The following is a 19,981-nucleotide window of genomic DNA, read 5'->3' as shown; positions in this document are numbered from 1 at the left end:
AAGCAACTGATAAGTACACTTCTACTACAGCACTTCAAAAATTGTTCTCAGAAATCGCACCTCGTTATGCTGAACGTAACGGTGGATACACTCGTATCCTTAAAACTGAACCACGTCGTGGTGATGCAGCGCCAATGGCGATCATCGAATTAGTATAAAATCATCAATTTTGTTGAGTGTTATGATGATGGAGTCTTGTGCTCTTAGTCTAGCTCTGGTCTACCGCTAGGATCTCGGTCCTAGCGGGAACACTCATCATAAGTTGGGATAGTAGACGCTTGTTTACGAAATTGTTTTTTTCTTAAGAACAACTTCGTAAGCAGGCGTTTTTGAGTATTTTAGTTAGAATTATGCTATACTATTTGAAAAGAATCCTGTTTAATGTTCAGGTTTCTTATTTAAAGAAGAATTGGAGTTTGCTTATGAAAGCGATTATAACTGTTGTTGGTAAAGATAAATCTGGAATTGTTGCAGGTGTTTCTGGTAAAATTGCAGAATTGGGTTTGAATATTGATGATATCTCTCAAACTGTTTTGGATGAATATTTCACGATGATGACTGTCGTCTCTAGTGATGAAAAGCAAGATTTTACTTATCTGCGAAATGAGTTTGAAACTTTTGGGCAAACTTTGAATGTGAAAATCAATATTCAGAGTGCAGCGATTTTCGAAGCTATGTATAATATCTAGGAGGTTATCATGGATATTAGACAAGTTACTGAAACCATCGCCATGATTGAGGAGCAAAACTTCGATATCAGAACTATTACCATGGGGATTTCCCTTTTGGACTGTATCGATCCAGATATCAATCGTGCTGCGGAAAAAATTTATCAAAAGATTACGAGCAAGGCAGCTAATTTAGTGGCTGTTGGGGATGAAATTGCAGCTGAGTTGGGAATTCCTATCGTTAATAAGCGTGTATCGGTAACTCCTATTTCTCTGATAGGGGCAACGACAGATGCGACGGACTACGTGGTTCTGGCAAAAGCGCTTGATAAGGCTGCGAAAGAGATTGGAGTGGACTTTATTGGTGGTTTCTCTGCCTTGGTACAAAAGGGGTATCAAAAGGGGGATGAGATTCTCATCAATTCTATTCCTCGTGCTTTGGCTGAAACGGACAAGGTCTGCTCGTCAGTCAATATCGGCTCAACCAAGTCTGGTATCAATATGACGGCTGTGGCAGATATGGGACGAATTATCAAGGAAACGGCTACTCTATCAGATATGGGAGCGGCCAAGTTGGTTGTATTCGCTAATGCTGTTGAGGACAATCCATTTATGGCTGGTGCCTTCCATGGTGTTGGGGAGGCAGATGTTATCATCAATGTCGGAGTTTCTGGTCCTGGTGTTGTGAAACGTGCCTTGGAAAAAGTTCGTGGACAGAGCTTTGATGTAGTAGCCGAAACAGTTAAGAAAACTGCCTTTAAAATCACTCGTATCGGTCAATTGGTTGGTCAGATGGCTAGTGAAAGACTGGGTGTGGAGTTTGGTATTGTAGACTTGAGTTTGGCGCCAACTCCTGCGGTTGGAGATTCTGTTGCACGTGTCCTTGAGGAAATGGGACTTGAGACAGTTGGAACACACGGGACGACGGCTGCCTTGGCACTCTTGAACGACCAAGTTAAGAAGGGTGGAGTGATGGCCTGCAACCAAGTCGGTGGTTTGTCTGGTGCCTTTATCCCTGTTTCTGAGGATGAGGGGATGATTGCTGCAGTGCAAAATGGCTCTCTTAATTTGGAAAAACTAGAAGCTATGACGGCTATCTGTTCCGTTGGTTTGGATATGATTGCCATTCCGGAGGATACACCTACTGAAACCATTGCGGCTATGATTGCAGATGAAGCTGCAATTGGTGTTATTAACATGAAGACAACGGCTGTTCGTATCATTCCAAAAGGAAAAGAAGGCGATATGATTGAATTTGGTGGCCTATTAGGTACGGCTCCAGTAATGAAAGTCAATGGGGCTTCGTCTGTCGATTTCATCTCTCGTGGAGGACAAATCCCAGCACCAATTCATAGTTTTAAAAATTAAGAAAATAGGAGAAAATGATGAAAAAAGAAATGAAACATGCTTTAGTAGCTTTAGGACTGTCGACTTTACTCGTCCCAACTTTTGCCAATCAAGTAGTTTATGCGCAGGAAGAAAGCCATGAAACTGCTACTCAGGTAACTTTAGAACTTTTTAAAAATGAAGTAGAGAAAATTAAGAAATCTTATAAAGAATTTTTAAGTAAGAATAAAGAAAAATTATCAAATGAAGCGGATCAAGTAGACAGGAGTATCCTTTCTTTTTCTCAGGATGATATAAAAACAATTAAGAATAATGCTATAGAAAGATTTAATAAAGAACACCAATCTTTTTTAGAAGAGATAGAAAGAGTGGAGAAAGAAGCATTAGAGACTTCAAAGGATTTCCAAGGTGCTTTAAATAGATTGTATAATTCTATGAGTTACCGTATTAACAGAAATTTTGATTCTAGTTATAGAATAAAAACAGAAGCTTTAAATCTAGTAATATTAAAGAAAAAGGAAAATCTGATTCCAAAAATAAATAACAATCAAGATTATACGGCTAAAGAAAAATCAAATGTGTTAAAAAACCTTGAGTCTACAAGTGAATTTAAAAACTTTGAATCTGATAATTATTATGATAAGAGAAGTGTAAATGAATATTTAAAGAGTCTTATTCCGATTGTGTCAGATGAGTTTCATATCTATATATCACTTCCGACAGAGAGATATTTTAAAGAAATTAAAGCAGTTGCATTTATGGAGAAAACAGCTATTAGTAGTGATGATTCTCTTTCTAAATCTGAGAAGATCGCTTTATTGAATAATGTTGAGGACATATTAGAAGAGGGACTAGCAAAAATTGGGACACACTCTGTTGGTTATATTCCTGACAATGGAACCGATATTGTTAATATGCTCTCCCCTGAGGAGCTATCTGTATTTACTAAGCGCATTGAGGATGTTTACCAAGGAAAAGCTAAGCCTAATGTGACAAAAGAAGAAGCTATTCAAGCAGTTTCTACTGGAACTTCACCCTCAGTTTCATCTTCATCTCAATCTACCTTTACAGCTAATGGAGAGACTAAGAAAGATTATCAAGCAAGTAAGTGGTTTAAAGAGTCTGGCAAATGGTACTACAATGACCTTTCTGGCAATCTTGTAAGAAACCATTGGGTAGGCCGTTATTATCTAAAAGCAGATGCTTCAATGGCTGCGAGTGAATGGATTTATGATGAAGATTATAAGAGCTGGTTTTATGTTGATTCAACTGGTAGTTATGTGGAGAAAGCTTGGCAGGGCGAATACTACCTAAAACGTGGCGGTTATATGGCTAAGAGTGAGTGGGTATTTGATTCTCAGTATGATAGTTGGTATTATCTGAACCAAGATGGTAAGTACGCTCGTAACCAATGGATTAAGGATGGAGATAAGTGGTATTACTTGTTAGCTGATGGGAAATTGGCAAAAAATATGACCATTAATGGCTATAAAGTAAATGAAAAAGGTGAGTGGGTATAATTTTTTAAGTTCTATTTAAGGTTAGCTGTGTATACTATAATCATTAAATAAAGACCTCCTAATATTATTTGAAACAGATAACACTGATTTAGTTTGAATTTGATTTTCATCTAATATCTTTATTTAATAGAACTCCTAAACTTTTTCATAATAATCTCCTGCAAAAGTCGCCTGTATGGGTGGCTTTTGTTTTATCATCCATGATATAATAGAAACAAACGGAGGACGGAAAATGGTAAAAGTACGATTGTATTTGGTACGTCATGGCAAGACTATGTTTAACACGATTGGTCGCGCGCAAGGTTGGAGCGATACTCCCTTAACAGCTGAAGGTGAGCGAGGGATTCAAGAATTAGGAATCGGTTTGCGAGAATCTGGTCTACAGTTTGAGCGCGCTTATTCGAGTGATTCTGGCCGCACCATTCAGACTATGGGAATTATCCTTGAAGAACTTGATCTGCAGGGGAAAATCCCTTATCGCATGGACAAGCGTATCAGAGAATGGTGTTTTGGTAGCTTTGACGGAGCTTATGATGGCGATCTTTTCATGGGCATTATTCCTCGTATCTTTAATGTGGACCACGTTCACCAATTGTCTTATGCTGAACTGGCTGAGGGTTTGGTAGAGGTCGATACAGCTGGTTGGGCTGAAGGCTGGGAAAAACTCAGTGGCCGAATCAAGGAAGGTTTTGAAGCGATTGCCAAAGAAATGGAAGAACAAGGTGGGGGCAACGCTCTTGTCGTGAGCCACGGAATGACCATTGGAACCATTGTTTATCTGATTAATGGTATGCATCCGCATGGTCTCGATAATGGTAGCGTAACGATCCTTGAATATGAGGACGGGCAGTTTAGCGTTGAAGTTGTCGGTGACCGTAGTTACCGAGAACTAGGACGGGAGAAGATGGAGGAAGCCTCTATTTAATACCCTTCGAAAATCTCTTCAAACCGCGTCAACGTCGTCTTGCCGTAGATATGGTTACTGACTTCGTCAGTTCTATCCACAACCTCAAAGCACTGCTTTGAGCAACCTGAGGCTAGTTTCCTAGTTTGCTCTTTGATTTTCATTGAGTATAAGAATTTGATAAGAATATCAAGATAAGAAAAAACAGCCGAGGTTAATCCTTTCGGCTGTTTTTGATGGGGAAAACTAAAGTGTAATGCTATTGCTTTTAGAGATTTTCATAAACAAGAGCAAGGAACCTACTGTTAGAACAGTCAGGATAGTTGACAAGGCTGCGGCTACACCGTAATTTCCTCTGAGAACTTCTGTATAAATGGCTACAGTCATTGTTCTTGTTTTGACATTGTAGAGGAGGATAGAAGTAGAGAGTTCTGAAATCATTGTGACCCAAGATAGGATGGCTCCAGAAATAATACCAGATAGCATCATTGGAGTTGTAATCTTGGCAAAGGTATTGAGACGGCTACTTCCTAAGCTTTCAGCAGCTTCTTCAATACTTGGGGCTATTTGTTGTAAGCTAGCAACAGATGAGCGAATAGTATACGGTAATCTTCTGACAGATAGGGACATAATTAAGATGAAAGCTGTCCCTGTAATCATAAGAAATCCACTTCCAAATAGACCGGTATTGAAAGAAGAAATGAAGGCAATCCCTAGAACGGTTCCTGGTACAATATAAGGTACCATACTGAGGCTGTCAATTAAGTTTGTAAACAAATTCCGTTTTCTAACGGCTAGGTAGGAGATAAATGTTGCGAATAGGACAACTAGAACTAAGGCAATCAAAGGGATACGAATAGTATTGAAAATAGCAGATCCCATACGATTGAAAGCTACCTTGTAACTGTTTAGAGAATAGCCTTTGACAAATACCATACCTGATGTTTTTAGGAAAGAAGTATAAATCAAGTAGACTTGAGGTAGAACAGAGAACAAGATAATTCCGTAGACTGTCGCATAAATGGCAGCCATTTTTCCTTTTGTAGTTTTTTTAGGCTCAATTGGATGGAGCGAATTCATACTGAAACTGTAGCGATTTGAAATGTATTTTTGGATAAGGAAAATTGCTAAGGCAATGATAATCGCCATAATTGCTAAAGCAGATGCAAAAGCAGAATTTCCTCCAACCTCGCTAATGAATTGGGTATAAATCAAGACCGGGAAAGTCCGATATCCTTCACCAATCAACATAGGCGTTCCAAAGTCTGAGAATGCTCTCATAAATACAAGTAGGGCAGCTGCTAGTAAGGTTGGAACTAGGAGAGGCAAAACAACCGTTACGATACGCTTAAATCCGAAGGAACCCATGCTTTCAGCAGCTTCAAGTAGAGAATTGTCAATACTTTTCATTGTCCCAGCAACGTATAGAAATACCAGTGGGAATAGTTGCAGTGTAAAGACAAGTACAATTCCTTTGAATCCATAAATATCAATAGCTGGAAGATGAAGAGTATTTGTCATGAATTTTGTGATGACCCCATTTCGTCCCAGCAAGAGAATCCAGGAGTAGGCTCCCACGAAAGGAGCTGACATGGAAGCAATGATAATCAATATTTGTAGAAATTTCTTTCCCTTGAAGTCATACATGGAAAAGAGATAAGCTAATAGGGTTCCTACAACTAAGGAAGTGACAGTAGCGGTAATGGAAACCTTGAAACTGTTGACAAGTGTCTCAGAGTAGTAGGCTTTACTAAAGAAAGTGACAAAATTAGCTAGTGAGAATTGTCCTTCATGTATGAGTGCTTGCTTGAGCACGGTAACGATAGGATAAACGAGAAAGACAAGATAGGTAAGAAAGATGAAGAAAGAGGAGGCTGTCCAAATATTTAGTTTTTTACGTTCCATGGTTGACTCCTTTTATCAGGTTTTGGGAACCATCTGCAGAAAAGACGTTTAATTTTTGAGTATTGATTCGTAGACGAATACGATCGCCTTTTTGTAGATCTTCTTCAAAAGTTGATTCTTCGCTAACTTGAATTTTTGAGGCAAATCCTGTTTCGATGAAGTATTCAGTATTCAGTCCAAGATAGACGCTATCGCTAATAATTCCTTCAATATCTCCAGATTCATCTTTAATGAATTCTTCAGGACGAATACTTACATGAATAGCTTGTGCCTCAGCCTGATCAAGAGCTGGCATTCGAAGGGCATAGCCATCTGAAAAGACGATATAAGCGCCGTCGCTCCGTTTTTCGAGATTGGCAGGGATAATATTTGTGCGTCCGATAAAGGTTGCTACAAACTCATTAGCTGGTTTATGATAGAGTTCTTTTGGTCGGCCGATTTGTTGAATCACCCCATCTTTCATAACAGCAATTTGGTCTGAAATAGCCATAGCTTCTTCTTGGTCGTGGGTCACATAAACAGTTGTAATTCCCACTTCGTGTTGGATTTCTCGAATGGCTTGACGCATATCCAAGCGAAGTTTGGCATCTAGGTTACTGAGCGGCTCGTCCATGAGGAGAACACTTGGATTAACAGCTAAGGCGCGTGCCAAGGCGACACGTTGTTGTTGTCCACCACTAAGTTTATCGGGCTTTCGATCCGCATATTGAGCAATTTGCATGAGTTCAAGATACTTATTGGTCTGTTGGACCAATTCTTCTTTAGGGACTTTCTTTTGCTTGAGACCAAAAGCAACATTATCTCGAACAGTCAAATGTGGGAAAATAGCGTAGTTTTGAAAAACCATCCCTATATTGCGTTTGCTGGGTTCCATATTATTGATTTTTGTATCATCGAAGTAAAATTCTCCGCCTTCGATACTGTTGAAACCTGCAATCATACGAAGAAGAGTCGTTTTCCCACAACCTGAAGGCCCAAGAAGGGTAAAGAGACTTCCTTTTGGAATTGTAATGTTCAAATTCTCAATAATAGGGACATCGTGGTAGATTTTTTTGGCGTTAATAATTTTGATCTCACTCATAGTGAACCTCTTTTACTGTTTAGATTGGATATCTGTAAAGACTTCGTTGTATTTCTTAACAATATCTGATTTATTCTTGATGACATAATCATAATCTTCAGTGAGTGTTTTGATTTTGTCAATTGGTTTCATGTTTTCGCTTGTTTTGGCATTTTTACGAACAGGACGGTTAGTAGTGGTTGTACCAAGTGTATCTTGTACTTCTTGAGAGATAATAAAATCGATAAATTTCTTGGCATTTTCCATATTTTTCGCTTTTTTAACGATAGCAGCACTAGCAGGTAGGAAGACGGTTCCTTCTTTTGGATAGACTACCTTGATATTAGCTCCGTCATTTAAGAGTTTAACTGCTGGATCTTCATAAGAGAGACCAACAGCCATTTCTCCGTCAGCGACTGCTTTATAGACACCAGATGAGCTTGAACCGATTTTACCATCAATAAGTGTGAAGAGATCTTTTACATAAGACCAGGCTTTATCGTCTTTGTAACCACCTTGAGCTTGTAGCATATTTGTTAATTGAGCAAAGGCACTAGAAGAGTTTGCTGGGTCAGCAGTTGCAATTTTTCCTTTTAGTTCAGGTTTGAGAAGGTCGCTATATCCTTCGATGTTCATGCCTTTCGTTAAATCAGGATTGACGATTAAAACACTACCATCCAGTGTATAAGGAGTAGAGTAGCCAGTTGTGTTTTGATATTCTTTGATAACATTATCATTTTCTTTTGAAGTATAGTTTTCAAAGAGTTCTCCGTGGGTAGCATATTGTGTATAAGAACCACCAAAGATGACATCGGCTACAGGAGCTTCTTTTTCTGACTCTAGTTTTTTGAAAAGTTCTCCAGTACCAGCTTGAATCAGTTCTACTTTGATACCATATTTTTCTTCAAAGGCAGGAATAGTTGCTCCGATTAAGCCCTCTGAGTTTGGTGAATAAACGACTAGCGAACCGCCGTCTCCTTTATCAGATGAACCGCCATCGGCAGATTCATTAGAAGAACAAGCAGCAAGACCAAAAAGAGCTAGTCCGCAAGCAGCATAATACATCCATTTCTTTTTCATGATGGATACCTCCGTTGTGTTATTTAAGCTTATTTTAAAATAATGTAAGCGTTTTTAAAACCGATAATTCTATTCTATTAGAGTAAAATTCTCTACAAAATGGAAGTAATCTTTTTGATTTTATACTAGTGTACGACAGTTAATCATTGGAAAGTCAAATTTTATTTTTTAGATTGAATATCTGTGAAAATATCATTGTACTTTTTAAGAATAGCGGATTTGTTCTTGATGACATAATCTGAATCTTCAGTGGCAACATTGATTTCTGTCATAGCCTTCATATTTTTATTGGTTTTAGCATTTTTACGAATGGGTCTGATTGTAGTTTCAGTTCCTAGCTTATCTTGGATTTCTTGAGAAAGGAGGAAATCGATAAACTTCTTAGCATTTTCCATATGTTTGGCATTTTTGACGATAGCCGCGTTACCAGGTAAAAAGACGGTACCTTCTTTTGGATAAATAACTTTTACATCAACTCCGTCGTTTAAGAGTTTTAAGGCAGGATCTTCATAGGTGAGTCCTACAGCCATTTCCCCATCGGCGACAGCTTTGTAAACATTCGAAGAGCTAGATGCAATCTTTCCATCTACTAGGGTAAAGAGATTTTTCACATAGGTCCAAGCTTGTTCACTTTCGTATCCACCTTGATCGACAAGCATGTTTGTTAATTGTGCAAAGGCGCTAGAAGCGTTACTTGGATCAGCAGTAGCAATTTCTCCTTTTAATTTAGGATTGAGTAGATCATTGTAGCCTTCAATTTTAATATCTTTTGTAAGGGCTGAATTGGCAATGATAACACTGACATCCAGTGTGTAAGGTGTGTAGAATCCTGTTTTATTTTGATATTCAGGGATCATCTGGTCGTTCTCTTGGGAAATATAAGGTTCAAAAAGTTTTTCGTTAGAAGAGAAGAGGGCGTAGGAGCCTCCGAAAATGACATCAGCTACAGGGGATTCTTTTTCAGCCTCAGCTTTTTTGAACAATTCACCAGTGCTGGCTTGTACTAAATCAACCTTAATACCATATTTTTCTTCGAAGGCTGGGATTGTTTCTTCGATAAGATCTTCAGGATTAGGTGAGTAGACAACCAAAGTGTTATCTGAATCTTTTTCAGTACTAGTTTCCGCTTCTATAGGTGAAGAACATCCTGATAAAGAAAGGAATATCCAAACACAAGAGAGAAAGAATAGTAGTTTTCTCATAAGTATCTCCTTTTTTACGAACATTTTCTCTACATAGATTGTTAATGTTTTTAAATTGTAGAGTTCTACAGGATATAATAAAAACCTTAAAGAAATCTAAAACGAAAAATAGGAAATGAGTTCCTGGACAAGGATGGGTGAATTGTAGCAGTGATTTAGATGGAAATACACTTCAAACAAGGTCGCCTTATCTGCAATCTCAAAGCTATGATTTGAGTAGTTAGCTTGCTCTTGGATTTTCATTGGGTAAAAGTACAAAATAAAAAGATTGCTAGAGTTGAGCAATCCTTTTACATCAATGGTTTTTATCCATAAGTTTTAATTCTTTTGGAGAAATATGGAGATACTTTTTAAAAACTTTGGCAAAATATTTATAGTCTGAAAACCCAACTTGTTCAGAGATATCGCTTAGGGGGGAATTTGGGGACTGAGCCATTTTATCTATAGCTTGCTTGAGGCGGTAGCGTAAGATATATTCATTTAGCGTCATTGGGAAGTATTCTTTGATAACCTTATATAGATAGCTTTCACTGTATCCAAGATTCTCTGCAATGGTAGAAATGGTAAAGTGCATGTAGTAGTGTTGATGCACAAATTCAAGAATTTGCTGAATGATTTGGTTTTGTGTATCAATTTGTTGGATGGAGGTGAGTAAAGTTTGATATTCTTCTAAAAAAGGAGTTTCTTGATAAGTGCTAACTCGTAATCGCAAAACAATTTTTTGAAGACATTCTGTCAACTCCTTGGTATCAATTGGTTTGGATAAGAAATCAACTGCTCCATATTGCATGGCTTTTTTGGCATTTTGAAAATCGTTATAACCTGATAAGATAACTTTTTCATAAGAAAGGGTACGAGTGGCTTCGAACATCATGAAAGCATCCATAATTGGCATTGTGATGTCTGTTAAGACAATATGAGGTTCTTTTTCTTGGATGAGTTTCATTCCCTCTTGACCGTGACTAGCAGTTCCTACAACTTGGATACCTAAGGCAGAGTAGTCTACGGCAATCTCTAGCCATTTTCGAATGAGGTGTTCGTCTTCTACGATAATGAGCTTAAACATGAGTTAGTCCTTTCGTTATAAATTTGACCCAAGTTTCTCCTCGGCGATTGACTCCTAAATCTAGCTGGACATCAGAAAAGAAATTGCTCAATCGTTTATAGCTGTTAACGATGCCATGCTGGGTATGAGGGCTTTCTAAAGAGTCTAAAATAGCGAGTCGCTCTTGTTTTGTGAGTCCTCCAGCATTATCCTTGACTAAAAAAGTTAGAGAATCTGCTTCCAAGGTAATTTGGATATCAATATGAAGATCAATACGGTATTGCATCCCATATTTTATAGCATTTTCTACTAGAGGAAGCAAGAAAAGTTTAGGAATAGGTTGATTATCGACAGTTTCTGGGCAGACAATATCATAGGAAAAGTGCTCAAAACGAATCTTATGAATAATAAGGTAATCCTCTATAATCTTTAAATCTTGGCAAATGGTTGTTTCTTTTTCTAAATCGGTGATACTGTAGCGAAGAATGCGCGTGAGATTTTGAATCAGGTCTTGTGTGAGAGCTGCATCCATTAAAGAAGTAATTTTAATTGTCTCAAGCGTATTGTAGAGAAAATGAGGATTGAACTGAGCTTCCAGCATTTTTCTTTCAAAAATCCACTTTTCTTTTTCGATGGTCAACATTTTCTGATGAAGTTGATCTAATTCATACAACATATTATTAATTTTTTCGGCCATAAATTCAAACTCATCACCTGTTTGTAGAGAAAGTCTTTTTTCTGCTTGTTTGGGAATTTCTTGAAGTTGGTAAACTAAGCTTTCAATAGGAACAGCGTTGTGTGTAGCAATCTTATGAGCAATTCGTCTTGCTTGCCAGAAGTAGAGGAAGAATATACATAAGGTGAGAATGGAGGCTAGGCCGAGTAAGCTAGGAATAGGAAAAAAGGATTGAAAAGTATAGATTGAAAAAATAGCACCGACTTTTTCTTTTTGAACAATAAGCGGTTCATTCTCATACCAGTGGGTACGAGAGTGTAGGAGTTTTTCATCAAATTTTTCAAGAGTGGAGCGAGTGAACTGGTTTGTATTGTTGGAAAACATATTTCCAAAGCTATCGGTAATGATGTATTTAGAATTTATCATTGGGAAACTTGAGATGAAATCATTCTCATTTACGAAAGCAATCGTATAGGCTATAACTCGTTGGTTTTGAAGTAGTGGTTTGATAAAGAGTGTGTAATGTTGCTTATCTGAAGAGAGTGCAATTTTTTCTGTAACTTTTTCTTGAGAAGGATTTTGAATGAGCAGTTTTAGATAGTAGGGAGATAAAATACTTTCTTGATGATTGCGATTGGTACTAAATAGTAATTCACCTGTATCACTTAGGATAATGAGGTCAGAACTAAGTTTTAATTTAGCTTTTGTCTCGTAAAATAAGCTAAAGACTTCTCTCTCTGTGTGTTTGCCATCCAAAAATCCAGGAATCATTTTATAGTTCATAGTGGTCAGGAGCTCATTATTTGCTTCTTTCATCTCTTGAACTTGTTTGACAATCTGTCTCGTGTCTTTGGAGAGTTGTTGCTTTTGTAAAAAATAGGAAAAACCAAAAAGTAAAATGAGTAGTAAAAGAGAGGTCATAAAGGCTGCGATAGAGCTTCTATGGAGAATTTCTTTTTGGAGAGATTTTTTAAAGGAATGAGACATCCGCTACCTCCTTGGAAGGGTTTTCTGTTATAAGTATAGCAGTTTAAAAATTCTAGAGCAAGGTAAAATAGAAAAGGTTTGGCTAAAATTTTTTAGCTAAACCTTTTGAAAAGTTAAGTATGTATTATAGATGCTTGTTATCTGCAAATAGCTAGAGCATTTCAAGGAAATGAACTAGAAATAACAATTAATATGATGGTTCAGAAATACCTTTTGATAATCAATAAGATCTTCAGGATGAAGTGCGTTGACTCCATCCATTTCATATTTCCGATTTAATAAACGATATTTGTTTTCACCAAATTGATGAAAAGGGAGTAGTTGAACTTGGTCGATATTTAATGAGTTAAATAGAGTAGCGAATTCTTCTGCATCCTCTAAACTATTGTTAAAATCAGGGATAACTGGGATTCTTAAAACGATAGTTTTATGTTGAGAAAAAGCATAATGAATGTTTTTAATAATCATTTGATTAAAAACTCCAGTCACTTTTTTATGTTTTATAGAATTATAATGTTTTAGGTCTGTGTAGATAAAATCCACATATTGGATTAAATCAACAAATTTTTCATGATCAACAAAGGCAGTAGTTTCAATGGCAGTGTGTATGTGATGTTCTTTAGCTGACTTTAAGATGGCTTTAGCAAATTCAAACTGAGCAAATATTTCACCCCCTGATAAAGTTAAACCTCCACCGGATTCTTCGTAAAATTCTTTATCTTTTAATACCTCTGTAATAATTTCTTCTACAGTTTTTTCTTCACCTACTAAAGTGAATTTTTCTCGTTGAGCATCTTTCATTTTTTCAGGTTTCATTCTTTGAGATTCAGGATTAGAACACCATGGACAGCGCAGAGGACATCCTTTTAAAAAAACAGTTGTACGAATACCCGGACCGTCATGAATTGAAAAGTGTTGAATATTAAAAATAATTCCTTTAGATATTTCCATAAGAGTTCCTCCTCTTTATAATTCTATCCTATCACAAAAACGAAAGAAAAACAATTACGAACGAAAGTTTAATTTGTTGTTTTTTGCTTTTTATTTTGGTAGAATAAAACGGAGGTGTAAAATGAAAAGATTGGAACAAATTATTAAATTAGTATCAGAATATGAAAAGATTGATGTTAATACATTATCGGAAAAATTAAATGTATCGAAAGTAACGATTAGAAAAGATTTAGATAAATTAGAGTCAAAAGGCTTATTACACAGAGAGCATGGATATGCTGTGTTAAATAGTGGAGATGACTTAAATGTACGCTTGTCAATTAATTATGAAATTAAGAGAAAAATTGTTCAAGAAGCAGTAAAATTGGTATCAGATAATGAAACAATAATGATAGAATCTGGTTCAACCTGTGCTTTACTTGCTGAGGAAATTTGCAAGCAAAAAAGAAATGTCACTATTGTAACAAATTCATTTTTTATAGCAAATTTTGTAAGAGGTTATGATTCATGTCGTGTTATTGTTCTTGGTGGAGAGTTTCAGAAAGATTCACAGGTTACCGTAGGACCTTTATTAAAAGAAATGATACAGACTTTTCATGTGCGTCAAGCTTTTGTTGGGACAGATGGCTACGATAAAGAGATGGGCTTTACAGGAAAAGATTTAATGCGCAGTGAGGTAGTTCAATATATTTCAGCAGCGTCGGATAAAGTCATTGTGCTAACTGACTCAAGTAAATTTGATAAAAGGGGTACAGTAAGAAGATTTGCTTTAAGTCAAGTCTATGAAGTAATAACAGACGAAAAACTTTCTAAACAAAATATAGCTACATTAGAAAATGCTGGGATAATGGTTAAGGTAGTTTCGTAAGAGGTTAAGTGTATGAATCAAGATAGGAATAAACTACTCTCTAAAATTGCTTATCTGTATTATATTGAAAACTTAAATCAGTCACAAATAGCAGCAAAATTAGGAATTTATAGAACCTCTATTAGTAGAATGTTAACAGAAGCAAGGAATGCAGGAATTGTTAAAATTGAAATAGAGAATTTTGATACCAATATGTTTAAGTTGGAAAATTATGTAAAAGAAAAATATGGTCTGGAAAGTTTAGAAATTATTCCAAATGAATTTGATGACAATCCAACAATTTTATCTGAAAGAATTTCTCAAGTTGCAGCAGGTGTCCTTAGGAATTTAATTGATGATAATATGAAAATTGGCTTTTCTTGGGGAAAAAGTTTAAGTAATTTAGTAGATTTAATCCACAGCAAAAGTGTTCGAAATGTTCACTTCTATCCTCTAGCAGGTGGTCCTAGTCACATACACGCTAAATACCATGTGAATACACTGATTTATGAAATGTCTAGAAAATTTCATGGAGAGTGTACATTTATGAATGCAACAATTGTGCAAGAAAATAAATTGTTAGCAGATGGTATTTTGCAATCAAGATATTTTGAAGATTTGAAAAATAGTTGGAAAGATTTAGATATAGTTGTGGTTGGGATTGGTGATTTTAGTAATAAAGGAAAACATCAATGGTTAGACATGCTTACAGAGGATGACTTTAAAGAATTGACAAAAGTTAAAACTGTAGGGGAAATTTGTTGTCGATTCTTTGATTCAAAAGGTAAAGAAGTTTATGAGAACTTACAGGAAAGAACGATAGCAATCTCTTTGGAAGATTTAAAAAATATTCCTCAAAGTTTAGCTGTTGCTTATGGTGATACGAAAGTATCTGCGATTCTTTCTGTATTACGTGCTAATCTAGTAAATCATCTGATTACAGATAAAAATACAATTTTAAAAGTTTTAGAAGAAGATGGTGATTTTTCTTTTCGAAATATTTTATGCGAGTGAAAATGATAGACTGATATCAGTTTATCGTTTTTTCTTTTTAATCAATTGCACATTTGTGCTTATATAAATAAAAATAGTTTATTTGTTGTCTTTAGATTGACAAGTTTATTATGTAGTTGTATTCTATAGTTACAAAAGAAAATTTTAAAATTTCAAATGAAAAAGCTTTTTACATAGTGAAATGAGGAGGAATTTATGGAAATTATTGTTCCAGATCAAATTATCATGGGTTTAATTTTATATGCTGGCGATGCGAAACAACATATTTATAAAGCGTTAGATTATATAAAAAACGGTACATGTGAACGATGTGAAGAAGAAATCCAGTTAGCTGATGCAGCCTTATTAGAAGCCCATAATCTACAAACAAAATTCTTGGCACAGGAAGCGTCTGGTACAAAGACAGAAATAACAGCTCTCTTTGTTCATTCACAAGATCATCTCATGACTAGTATGACGGAGATTAATTTAATCAAAGAAATTATTAGTTTGAGAAAAGAACTTCACAAAAAATAATACTAGAGTATTAACATAGAGGAGGAAAATATAATGGTGAAGATTGGTTTGTTTTGTGCAGCAGGCTTTTCTACTGGTATGCTTGTAAATAATATGAAAATTGCAGCGCAATCTAGTGGAGTTGAGGCAGAAATAGAGGCGTTTTCTCAGTCTAAATTAGCGGATTATGCCCCAAATCTAGATGTTGCACTGTTGGGGCCTCAAGTTGCTTATACATTAGATAAATCAAAAGAAATTTGTGATAAGTGTGATGTTCCGATAGCTGTTATTCCGATGATGGACTATGGTATGTTAGATGGGAAAAAAGTATTAGATTTGGCCCTATCTTTGATTAGTGGGTAAGAAAAGGAGATTTATTATGGCAAAGATGGATGTTCAAAAAATCATTGCACCTATGATGAAGTTTGTGAATATGCGTGGTATTATAGCTCTAAAAGATGGTATGTTAGCAATTTTGCCATTGACAGTAGTTGGTAGTTTATTCTTGATTATGGGACAATTGCCATTTGAAGGATTAAACAAGAGCATTGCTAGTGTATTTGGAGCAAATTGGACAGAGCCGTTTATGCAAGTATATTCAGGAACTTTTGCGATTATGGGTCTAATTTCTTGTTTTTCAATTGCCTATTCTTATGCTAAGAATAGCGGAGTAGAGGCTTTGCCAGCTGGGGTTCTATCTGTATCTGCATTCTTTATTTTGCTAAGATCATCTTATATCCCTAAACAAGGTGAGGCAATTGGGGATGCTATTAGTAAAGTTTGGTTTGGAGGTCAAGGAATTATCGGTGCTATCATTATAGGTTTGGTAGTAGGAAGCATTTATACCTTCTTTATAAAGAGAAAAATTGTTATTAAGATGCCAGAACAAGTTCCACAAGCTATTGCGAAACAGTTTGAAGCAATGATTCCAGCATTTGTAATTTTCTTACTTTCTATGATTGTATATATTTTAGCGAGCTCATTGACTAATGGCGGAACATTCATAGAAATGATTTATTCTGCTATTCAAGTTCCATTGCAAGGTTTAACTGGATCTTTGTATGGTGCAATTGGAATTGCATTCTTTATATCATTTTTGTGGTGGTTTGGTGTTCATGGACAATCGGTAGTAAATGGAGTAGTGACAGCTCTGCTTTTATCTAATCTTGATGCTAATAAAGCTATGTTAGCCTCTGGGAATCTATCATTAGAAAATGGTGCACATATTGTTACTCAACAATTTTTAGATTCATTTTTAATTCTATCTGGTTCAGGAATTACGTTTGGACTTGTAGTTGCGATGCTTTTTGCATCAAAATCTAAACAGTACCAAGCGTTAGGGAAAGTAGCAGCTTTTCCAGCAATATTTAACGTAAATGAGCCAGTTGTATTTGGATTTCCGATTGTCATGAATCCAGTTATGTTTGTACCTTTCATTCTTGTTCCTGTACTTGCAGCTGTTATAGTATATGGAGCTATTGCAACAGGTTTCATGCAGCCATTTTCAGGAGTTACATTACCTTGGAGCACCCCAGCTATTATATCAGGATTTATGGTTGGTGGATGGCAAGGAGTTATTACTCAGCTGGTGATATTAGCGATGTCTACATTAGTTTATTTCCCATTCTTTAAAGTACAGGATCGTTTAGCTTGTCAGAATGAAGCATGATAATTCTAAAAAAACATTTGTGTATTATCATTAAACACACACATTTGTGCTAAAAATTAGAGAGTTAAAGTTTTTCTAGTTAAAAGCTTGAAATTTTCTAAAAAACCAGGTATTATATTTTCGAAAGAAACAAAAATATTTTCGAAAGAAAGGTGCTTATTATGGTAAATAAAGAAGTAGCAAGAACGACAATTAAGACAGAATATTTTGGTAGCCTTACTGAAAGGATGAACAAATATCGAGAAGATGTTTTAAATAAAAAACCTTATATTGATGCTGAGAGAGCGGTTCTAGCAACACGCGCTTATGATCGATATAAGGAACAACCTAATGTCCTAAAACGCGCCTATATGCTGAAAGAAATTTTGGAAAATATGACTATCTATATCGAAGAAGAATCTATGATTGCGGGAAATCAAGCTTCTTCCAATAAAGATGCTCCTATTTTTCCAGAATATACGCTAGAATTTGTTCTCAATGAGTTGGATCTTTTTGAAAAGCGTGATGGAGATGTTTTCTATATTACTGAAGAAACAAAAGAACAACTTAGAAGTATTGCTCCGTTTTGGGAAAATAATAATTTACGTGCTAGAGCTGGTGCCTTGTTACCTGAAGAAGTGTCTGTTTATATGGAAACAGGATTCTTCGGTATGGAAGGTAAGATGAATTCTGGAGATGCTCACTTAGCAGTTAACTATCAGAAACTGTTGCAATTTGGTTTAAGAGGTTTTGAAGAGCGAGCTCGTAAAGCGAAAGCAGCTCTAGATTTAACAGATCCAGCAAGTATTGATAAATATCATTTTTACGACTCTATATTTATCGTAATCGATGCTATTAAAGTATATGCAAATCGCTTTGTTGCTCTTGCTAAAAATTTAGCCGAAAATGCAAATCCTAAACGTAAGAAAGAATTACTTGAGATTGCAGATATTTGCTCTAGAGTCCCATATGAACCGGCAACTACTTTTGCAGAAGCTATTCAATCAGTTTGGTTTATTCAATGTATTTTACAAATTGAATCTAATGGCCACTCTCTTTCATATGGTCGTTTTGATCAATATATGTATCCATATATGAAGGCTGATTTAGAAAGTGGTAAAGAAACAGAAGATAGCATTGTTGAACGTCTGACAAATCTTTGGATTAAGACAATTACAATTAATAAGGTTCGCAGTCAAGCACATACATTTTCTTCAGCAGGAAGTCCTTTATATCAAAATGTTACCATTGGTGGACAGACTCGAGATAAGAAGGATGCTGTTAACCCATTATCTTATTTGGTATTAAAATCAGTTGCACAAACCCATCTACCGCAACCTAATCTAACTGTACGTTACCATGCAGGTTTAGATGCTCGTTTCATGAATGAGTGTATTGAAGTGATGAAACTTGGTTTTGGTATGCCTGCATTTAATAATGATGAGATTATTATTCCTTCTTTTATTGCAAAAGGAGTATTGGAAGATGATGCTTATGATTACAGTGCCATTGGATGTGTTGAAACGGCAGTTCCAGGGAAATGGGGCTATCGTTGCACAGGTATGAGTTATATGAACTTCCCTAAGGTTCTACTTATCACGATGAATGATGGAATTGATCCGGCTTCGGGTAAACGGTTTGCACCAAGCTTTGGTCATTTTAAGGATATGAAGAACTTTTCTGAATTAGAAAATGCTTGGGATAAAACACTAAGATATTTGACACGAATGAGTGTTATTGTTGAAAATTCTATTGATTTATCATTGGAACGAGAAGTTCCTGATATTCTATGTTCAGCATTGACTGATGATTGTATTGGTCGTGGAAAACACCTTAAAGAAGGTGGAGCAGTATATGATTATATATCAGGTTTGCAAGTTGGAATTGCAAATTTGTCGGATTCATTAGCTGCAATTAAAAAATTGGTATTTGAGGAAGAACGTATAAGCCCAAGTCAGCTTTGGCATGCACTGGAAACAGATTATGCCGGGGAAGAAGGTAAGGTCATTCAAGAAATGTTGATTCATGATGCACCTAAGTACGGTAATGATGATGATTATGCCGACAAATTGGTTACTGCTGCTTATGACATTTATGTTGATGAAATTGCTAAATATCCTAATACACGTTATGGAAGAGGTCCTATTGGAGGAATTCGTTATTCAGGAACATCTTCTATCTCAGCCAACGTAGGACAGGGACGTGGAACATTAGCAACGCCAGATGGACGCAACGCGGGTACACCGTTAGCAGAGGGTTGTTCACCATCACATAATATGGATCAACACGGCCCTACATCTGTTTTAAAATCTGTTTCAAAATTACCAACAGATGAAATCGTAGGTGGGGTTCTCTTAAATCAGAAAGTAAATCCTCAAACGTTAGCCAAAGAAGAAGATAAATTAAAACTAATTGCTTTGTTACGAACATTCTTTAATCGTTTACATGGGTACCATATTCAATACAATGTTGTTTCCAGAGAGACGTTGATTGACGCTCAGAAACATCCTGAAAAACACAGAGATTTAATTGTTCGTGTTGCAGGATACTCTGCATTCTTCAATGTTCTTTCTAAGGCAACCCAAGATGATATTATAGGACGTACTGAGCATACATTGTAAAATAAAGAGGT

Annotated in this window: 18 protein-coding genes; 11 read left to right on the top strand and 7 right to left on the bottom strand. The window is 36.1% G+C overall.

The features are described 5' to 3' along the window. From rplQ to RYK12_RS07900, 5 genes are all read left to right on the top strand, one after another. The coding region (rplQ, locus tag RYK12_RS07920) for a 50S ribosomal protein L17 (RefSeq protein WP_314848326.1) at positions 1-158 on the top strand (158 nt) is incomplete at its 5' end. Between the two features lie 264 nt (positions 159-422). Beyond that, positions 423-689 carry an ACT domain-containing protein gene (locus tag RYK12_RS07915; protein ID WP_261075041.1) on the top strand — a complete coding sequence of 89 codons (267 nt, stop codon included), beginning with the start codon at positions 423-425 and terminating at the stop codon, positions 687-689. A 9-nt stretch (positions 690-698) separates the two neighbouring features. Further along, positions 699-2,036 carry a PFL family protein gene (locus RYK12_RS07910; protein ID WP_314848321.1) on the top strand — a complete coding sequence of 446 codons (1,338 nt, stop codon included), beginning with the start codon at positions 699-701 and terminating at the stop codon, positions 2,034-2,036. A gap of 17 nt (positions 2,037-2,053) precedes the next feature. Next, positions 2,054-3,535 carry an N-acetylmuramoyl-L-alanine amidase family protein gene (locus tag RYK12_RS07905; RefSeq protein WP_314848317.1) on the top strand — a complete coding sequence of 494 codons (1,482 nt, stop codon included), beginning with the start codon at positions 2,054-2,056 and terminating at the stop codon, positions 3,533-3,535. A 232-nt stretch (positions 3,536-3,767) separates the two neighbouring features. Next, a complete protein-coding gene (locus tag RYK12_RS07900) occupies positions 3,768-4,460 on the top strand; it encodes a histidine phosphatase family protein (RefSeq protein ID WP_314848315.1) in 693 nt (230 codons plus the stop codon). A gap of 225 nt (positions 4,461-4,685) precedes the next feature. Here RYK12_RS07900 and RYK12_RS07895 read toward each other — a convergent pair whose 3' ends face one another. The 7 genes from RYK12_RS07895 to RYK12_RS07865 all read right to left on the bottom strand — a co-directional run bounded on the left by RYK12_RS07895 (position 4,686) and on the right by RYK12_RS07865 (position 13,345). Further along, positions 4,686-6,344, bottom strand: a complete 1,659-nt coding sequence (locus RYK12_RS07895) for an iron ABC transporter permease (protein WP_000440018.1) — start codon at positions 6,342-6,344, stop codon at positions 4,686-4,688. Beyond that, positions 6,334-7,425: an ABC transporter ATP-binding protein gene (locus tag RYK12_RS07890; protein WP_001289680.1), complete on the bottom strand. Its 1,092-nt coding sequence runs from the start codon at positions 7,423-7,425 to the stop codon at positions 6,334-6,336. The genes RYK12_RS07895 and RYK12_RS07890 overlap by 11 nt, the downstream gene beginning before the upstream one ends. A 12-nt stretch (positions 7,426-7,437) precedes the next feature. Then, positions 7,438-8,484, bottom strand: a complete 1,047-nt coding sequence (locus tag RYK12_RS07885; RefSeq protein WP_000731166.1) for an ABC transporter substrate-binding protein — start codon at positions 8,482-8,484, stop codon at positions 7,438-7,440. Between the two features lie 161 nt (positions 8,485-8,645). Beyond that, complete coding sequence (locus RYK12_RS07880) at positions 8,646-9,686, bottom strand: ABC transporter substrate-binding protein (RefSeq protein ID WP_314848311.1); 1,041 nt, start codon at positions 9,684-9,686, stop codon at positions 8,646-8,648. Positions 9,687-9,981: 295 nt separating this feature from the next. Beyond that, complete coding sequence (locus RYK12_RS07875) at positions 9,982-10,752, bottom strand: response regulator (RefSeq protein WP_000475409.1); 771 nt, start codon at positions 10,750-10,752, stop codon at positions 9,982-9,984. Next, a complete protein-coding gene (locus RYK12_RS07870; protein ID WP_314848308.1) occupies positions 10,745-12,394 on the bottom strand; it encodes a histidine kinase in 1,650 nt (549 codons plus the stop codon). The genes RYK12_RS07875 and RYK12_RS07870 overlap by 8 nt, the downstream gene beginning before the upstream one ends. Positions 12,395-12,568: 174 nt before the next feature. After that, positions 12,569-13,345, bottom strand: coding sequence for a glycyl-radical enzyme activating protein (locus tag RYK12_RS07865; RefSeq protein ID WP_000406173.1), 777 nt, complete (start codon positions 13,343-13,345; stop codon positions 12,569-12,571). Between the two features lie 121 nt (positions 13,346-13,466). On the opposite strand from RYK12_RS07865, the gene RYK12_RS07860 reads away from it, so the two are divergent. From RYK12_RS07860 to RYK12_RS07835, 6 genes are all read left to right on the top strand, one after another. Continuing rightward, the gene (locus RYK12_RS07860; RefSeq protein ID WP_000824973.1) at positions 13,467-14,213 is read left to right on the top strand and encodes a DeoR/GlpR family DNA-binding transcription regulator; all 747 of its coding nucleotides are present in this window, start codon (positions 13,467-13,469) and stop codon (positions 14,211-14,213) included. A 12-nt stretch (positions 14,214-14,225) separates the two neighbouring features. Next, positions 14,226-15,206 carry a sugar-binding transcriptional regulator gene (locus RYK12_RS07855; protein WP_001070838.1) on the top strand — a complete coding sequence of 327 codons (981 nt, stop codon included), beginning with the start codon at positions 14,226-14,228 and terminating at the stop codon, positions 15,204-15,206. A gap of 195 nt (positions 15,207-15,401) precedes the next feature. Then, a complete protein-coding gene (locus RYK12_RS07850; RefSeq protein WP_000402908.1) occupies positions 15,402-15,722 on the top strand; it encodes a PTS lactose/cellobiose transporter subunit IIA in 321 nt (106 codons plus the stop codon). Positions 15,723-15,755: 33 nt separating this feature from the next. Continuing rightward, positions 15,756-16,064: a PTS sugar transporter subunit IIB gene (locus RYK12_RS07845; RefSeq protein WP_000238723.1), complete on the top strand. Its 309-nt coding sequence runs from the start codon at positions 15,756-15,758 to the stop codon at positions 16,062-16,064. Between the two features lie 16 nt (positions 16,065-16,080). Continuing rightward, on the top strand, positions 16,081-17,370 hold the full coding sequence (locus tag RYK12_RS07840) for a PTS sugar transporter subunit IIC (protein WP_001096818.1): 1,290 nt from the start codon (positions 16,081-16,083) through the stop codon (positions 17,368-17,370). 161 nt (positions 17,371-17,531) lie between these two features. After that, positions 17,532-19,970 (top strand): glycyl radical protein, encoded by a 2,439-nt coding sequence (locus RYK12_RS07835; protein ID WP_000247406.1) that lies wholly within the window; start codon positions 17,532-17,534, stop codon positions 19,968-19,970. Positions 19,971-19,981 lie beyond the last annotated feature (11 nt).

It is taken from the genome of uncultured Streptococcus sp., from assembly GCF_963518475.1.
Lineage (GTDB): Bacteria > Bacillota > Bacilli > Lactobacillales > Streptococcaceae > Streptococcus.
Note: the sequence above shows the minus strand (reverse complement) of the source record. Positions and strands in the feature narration are given on the sequence as shown.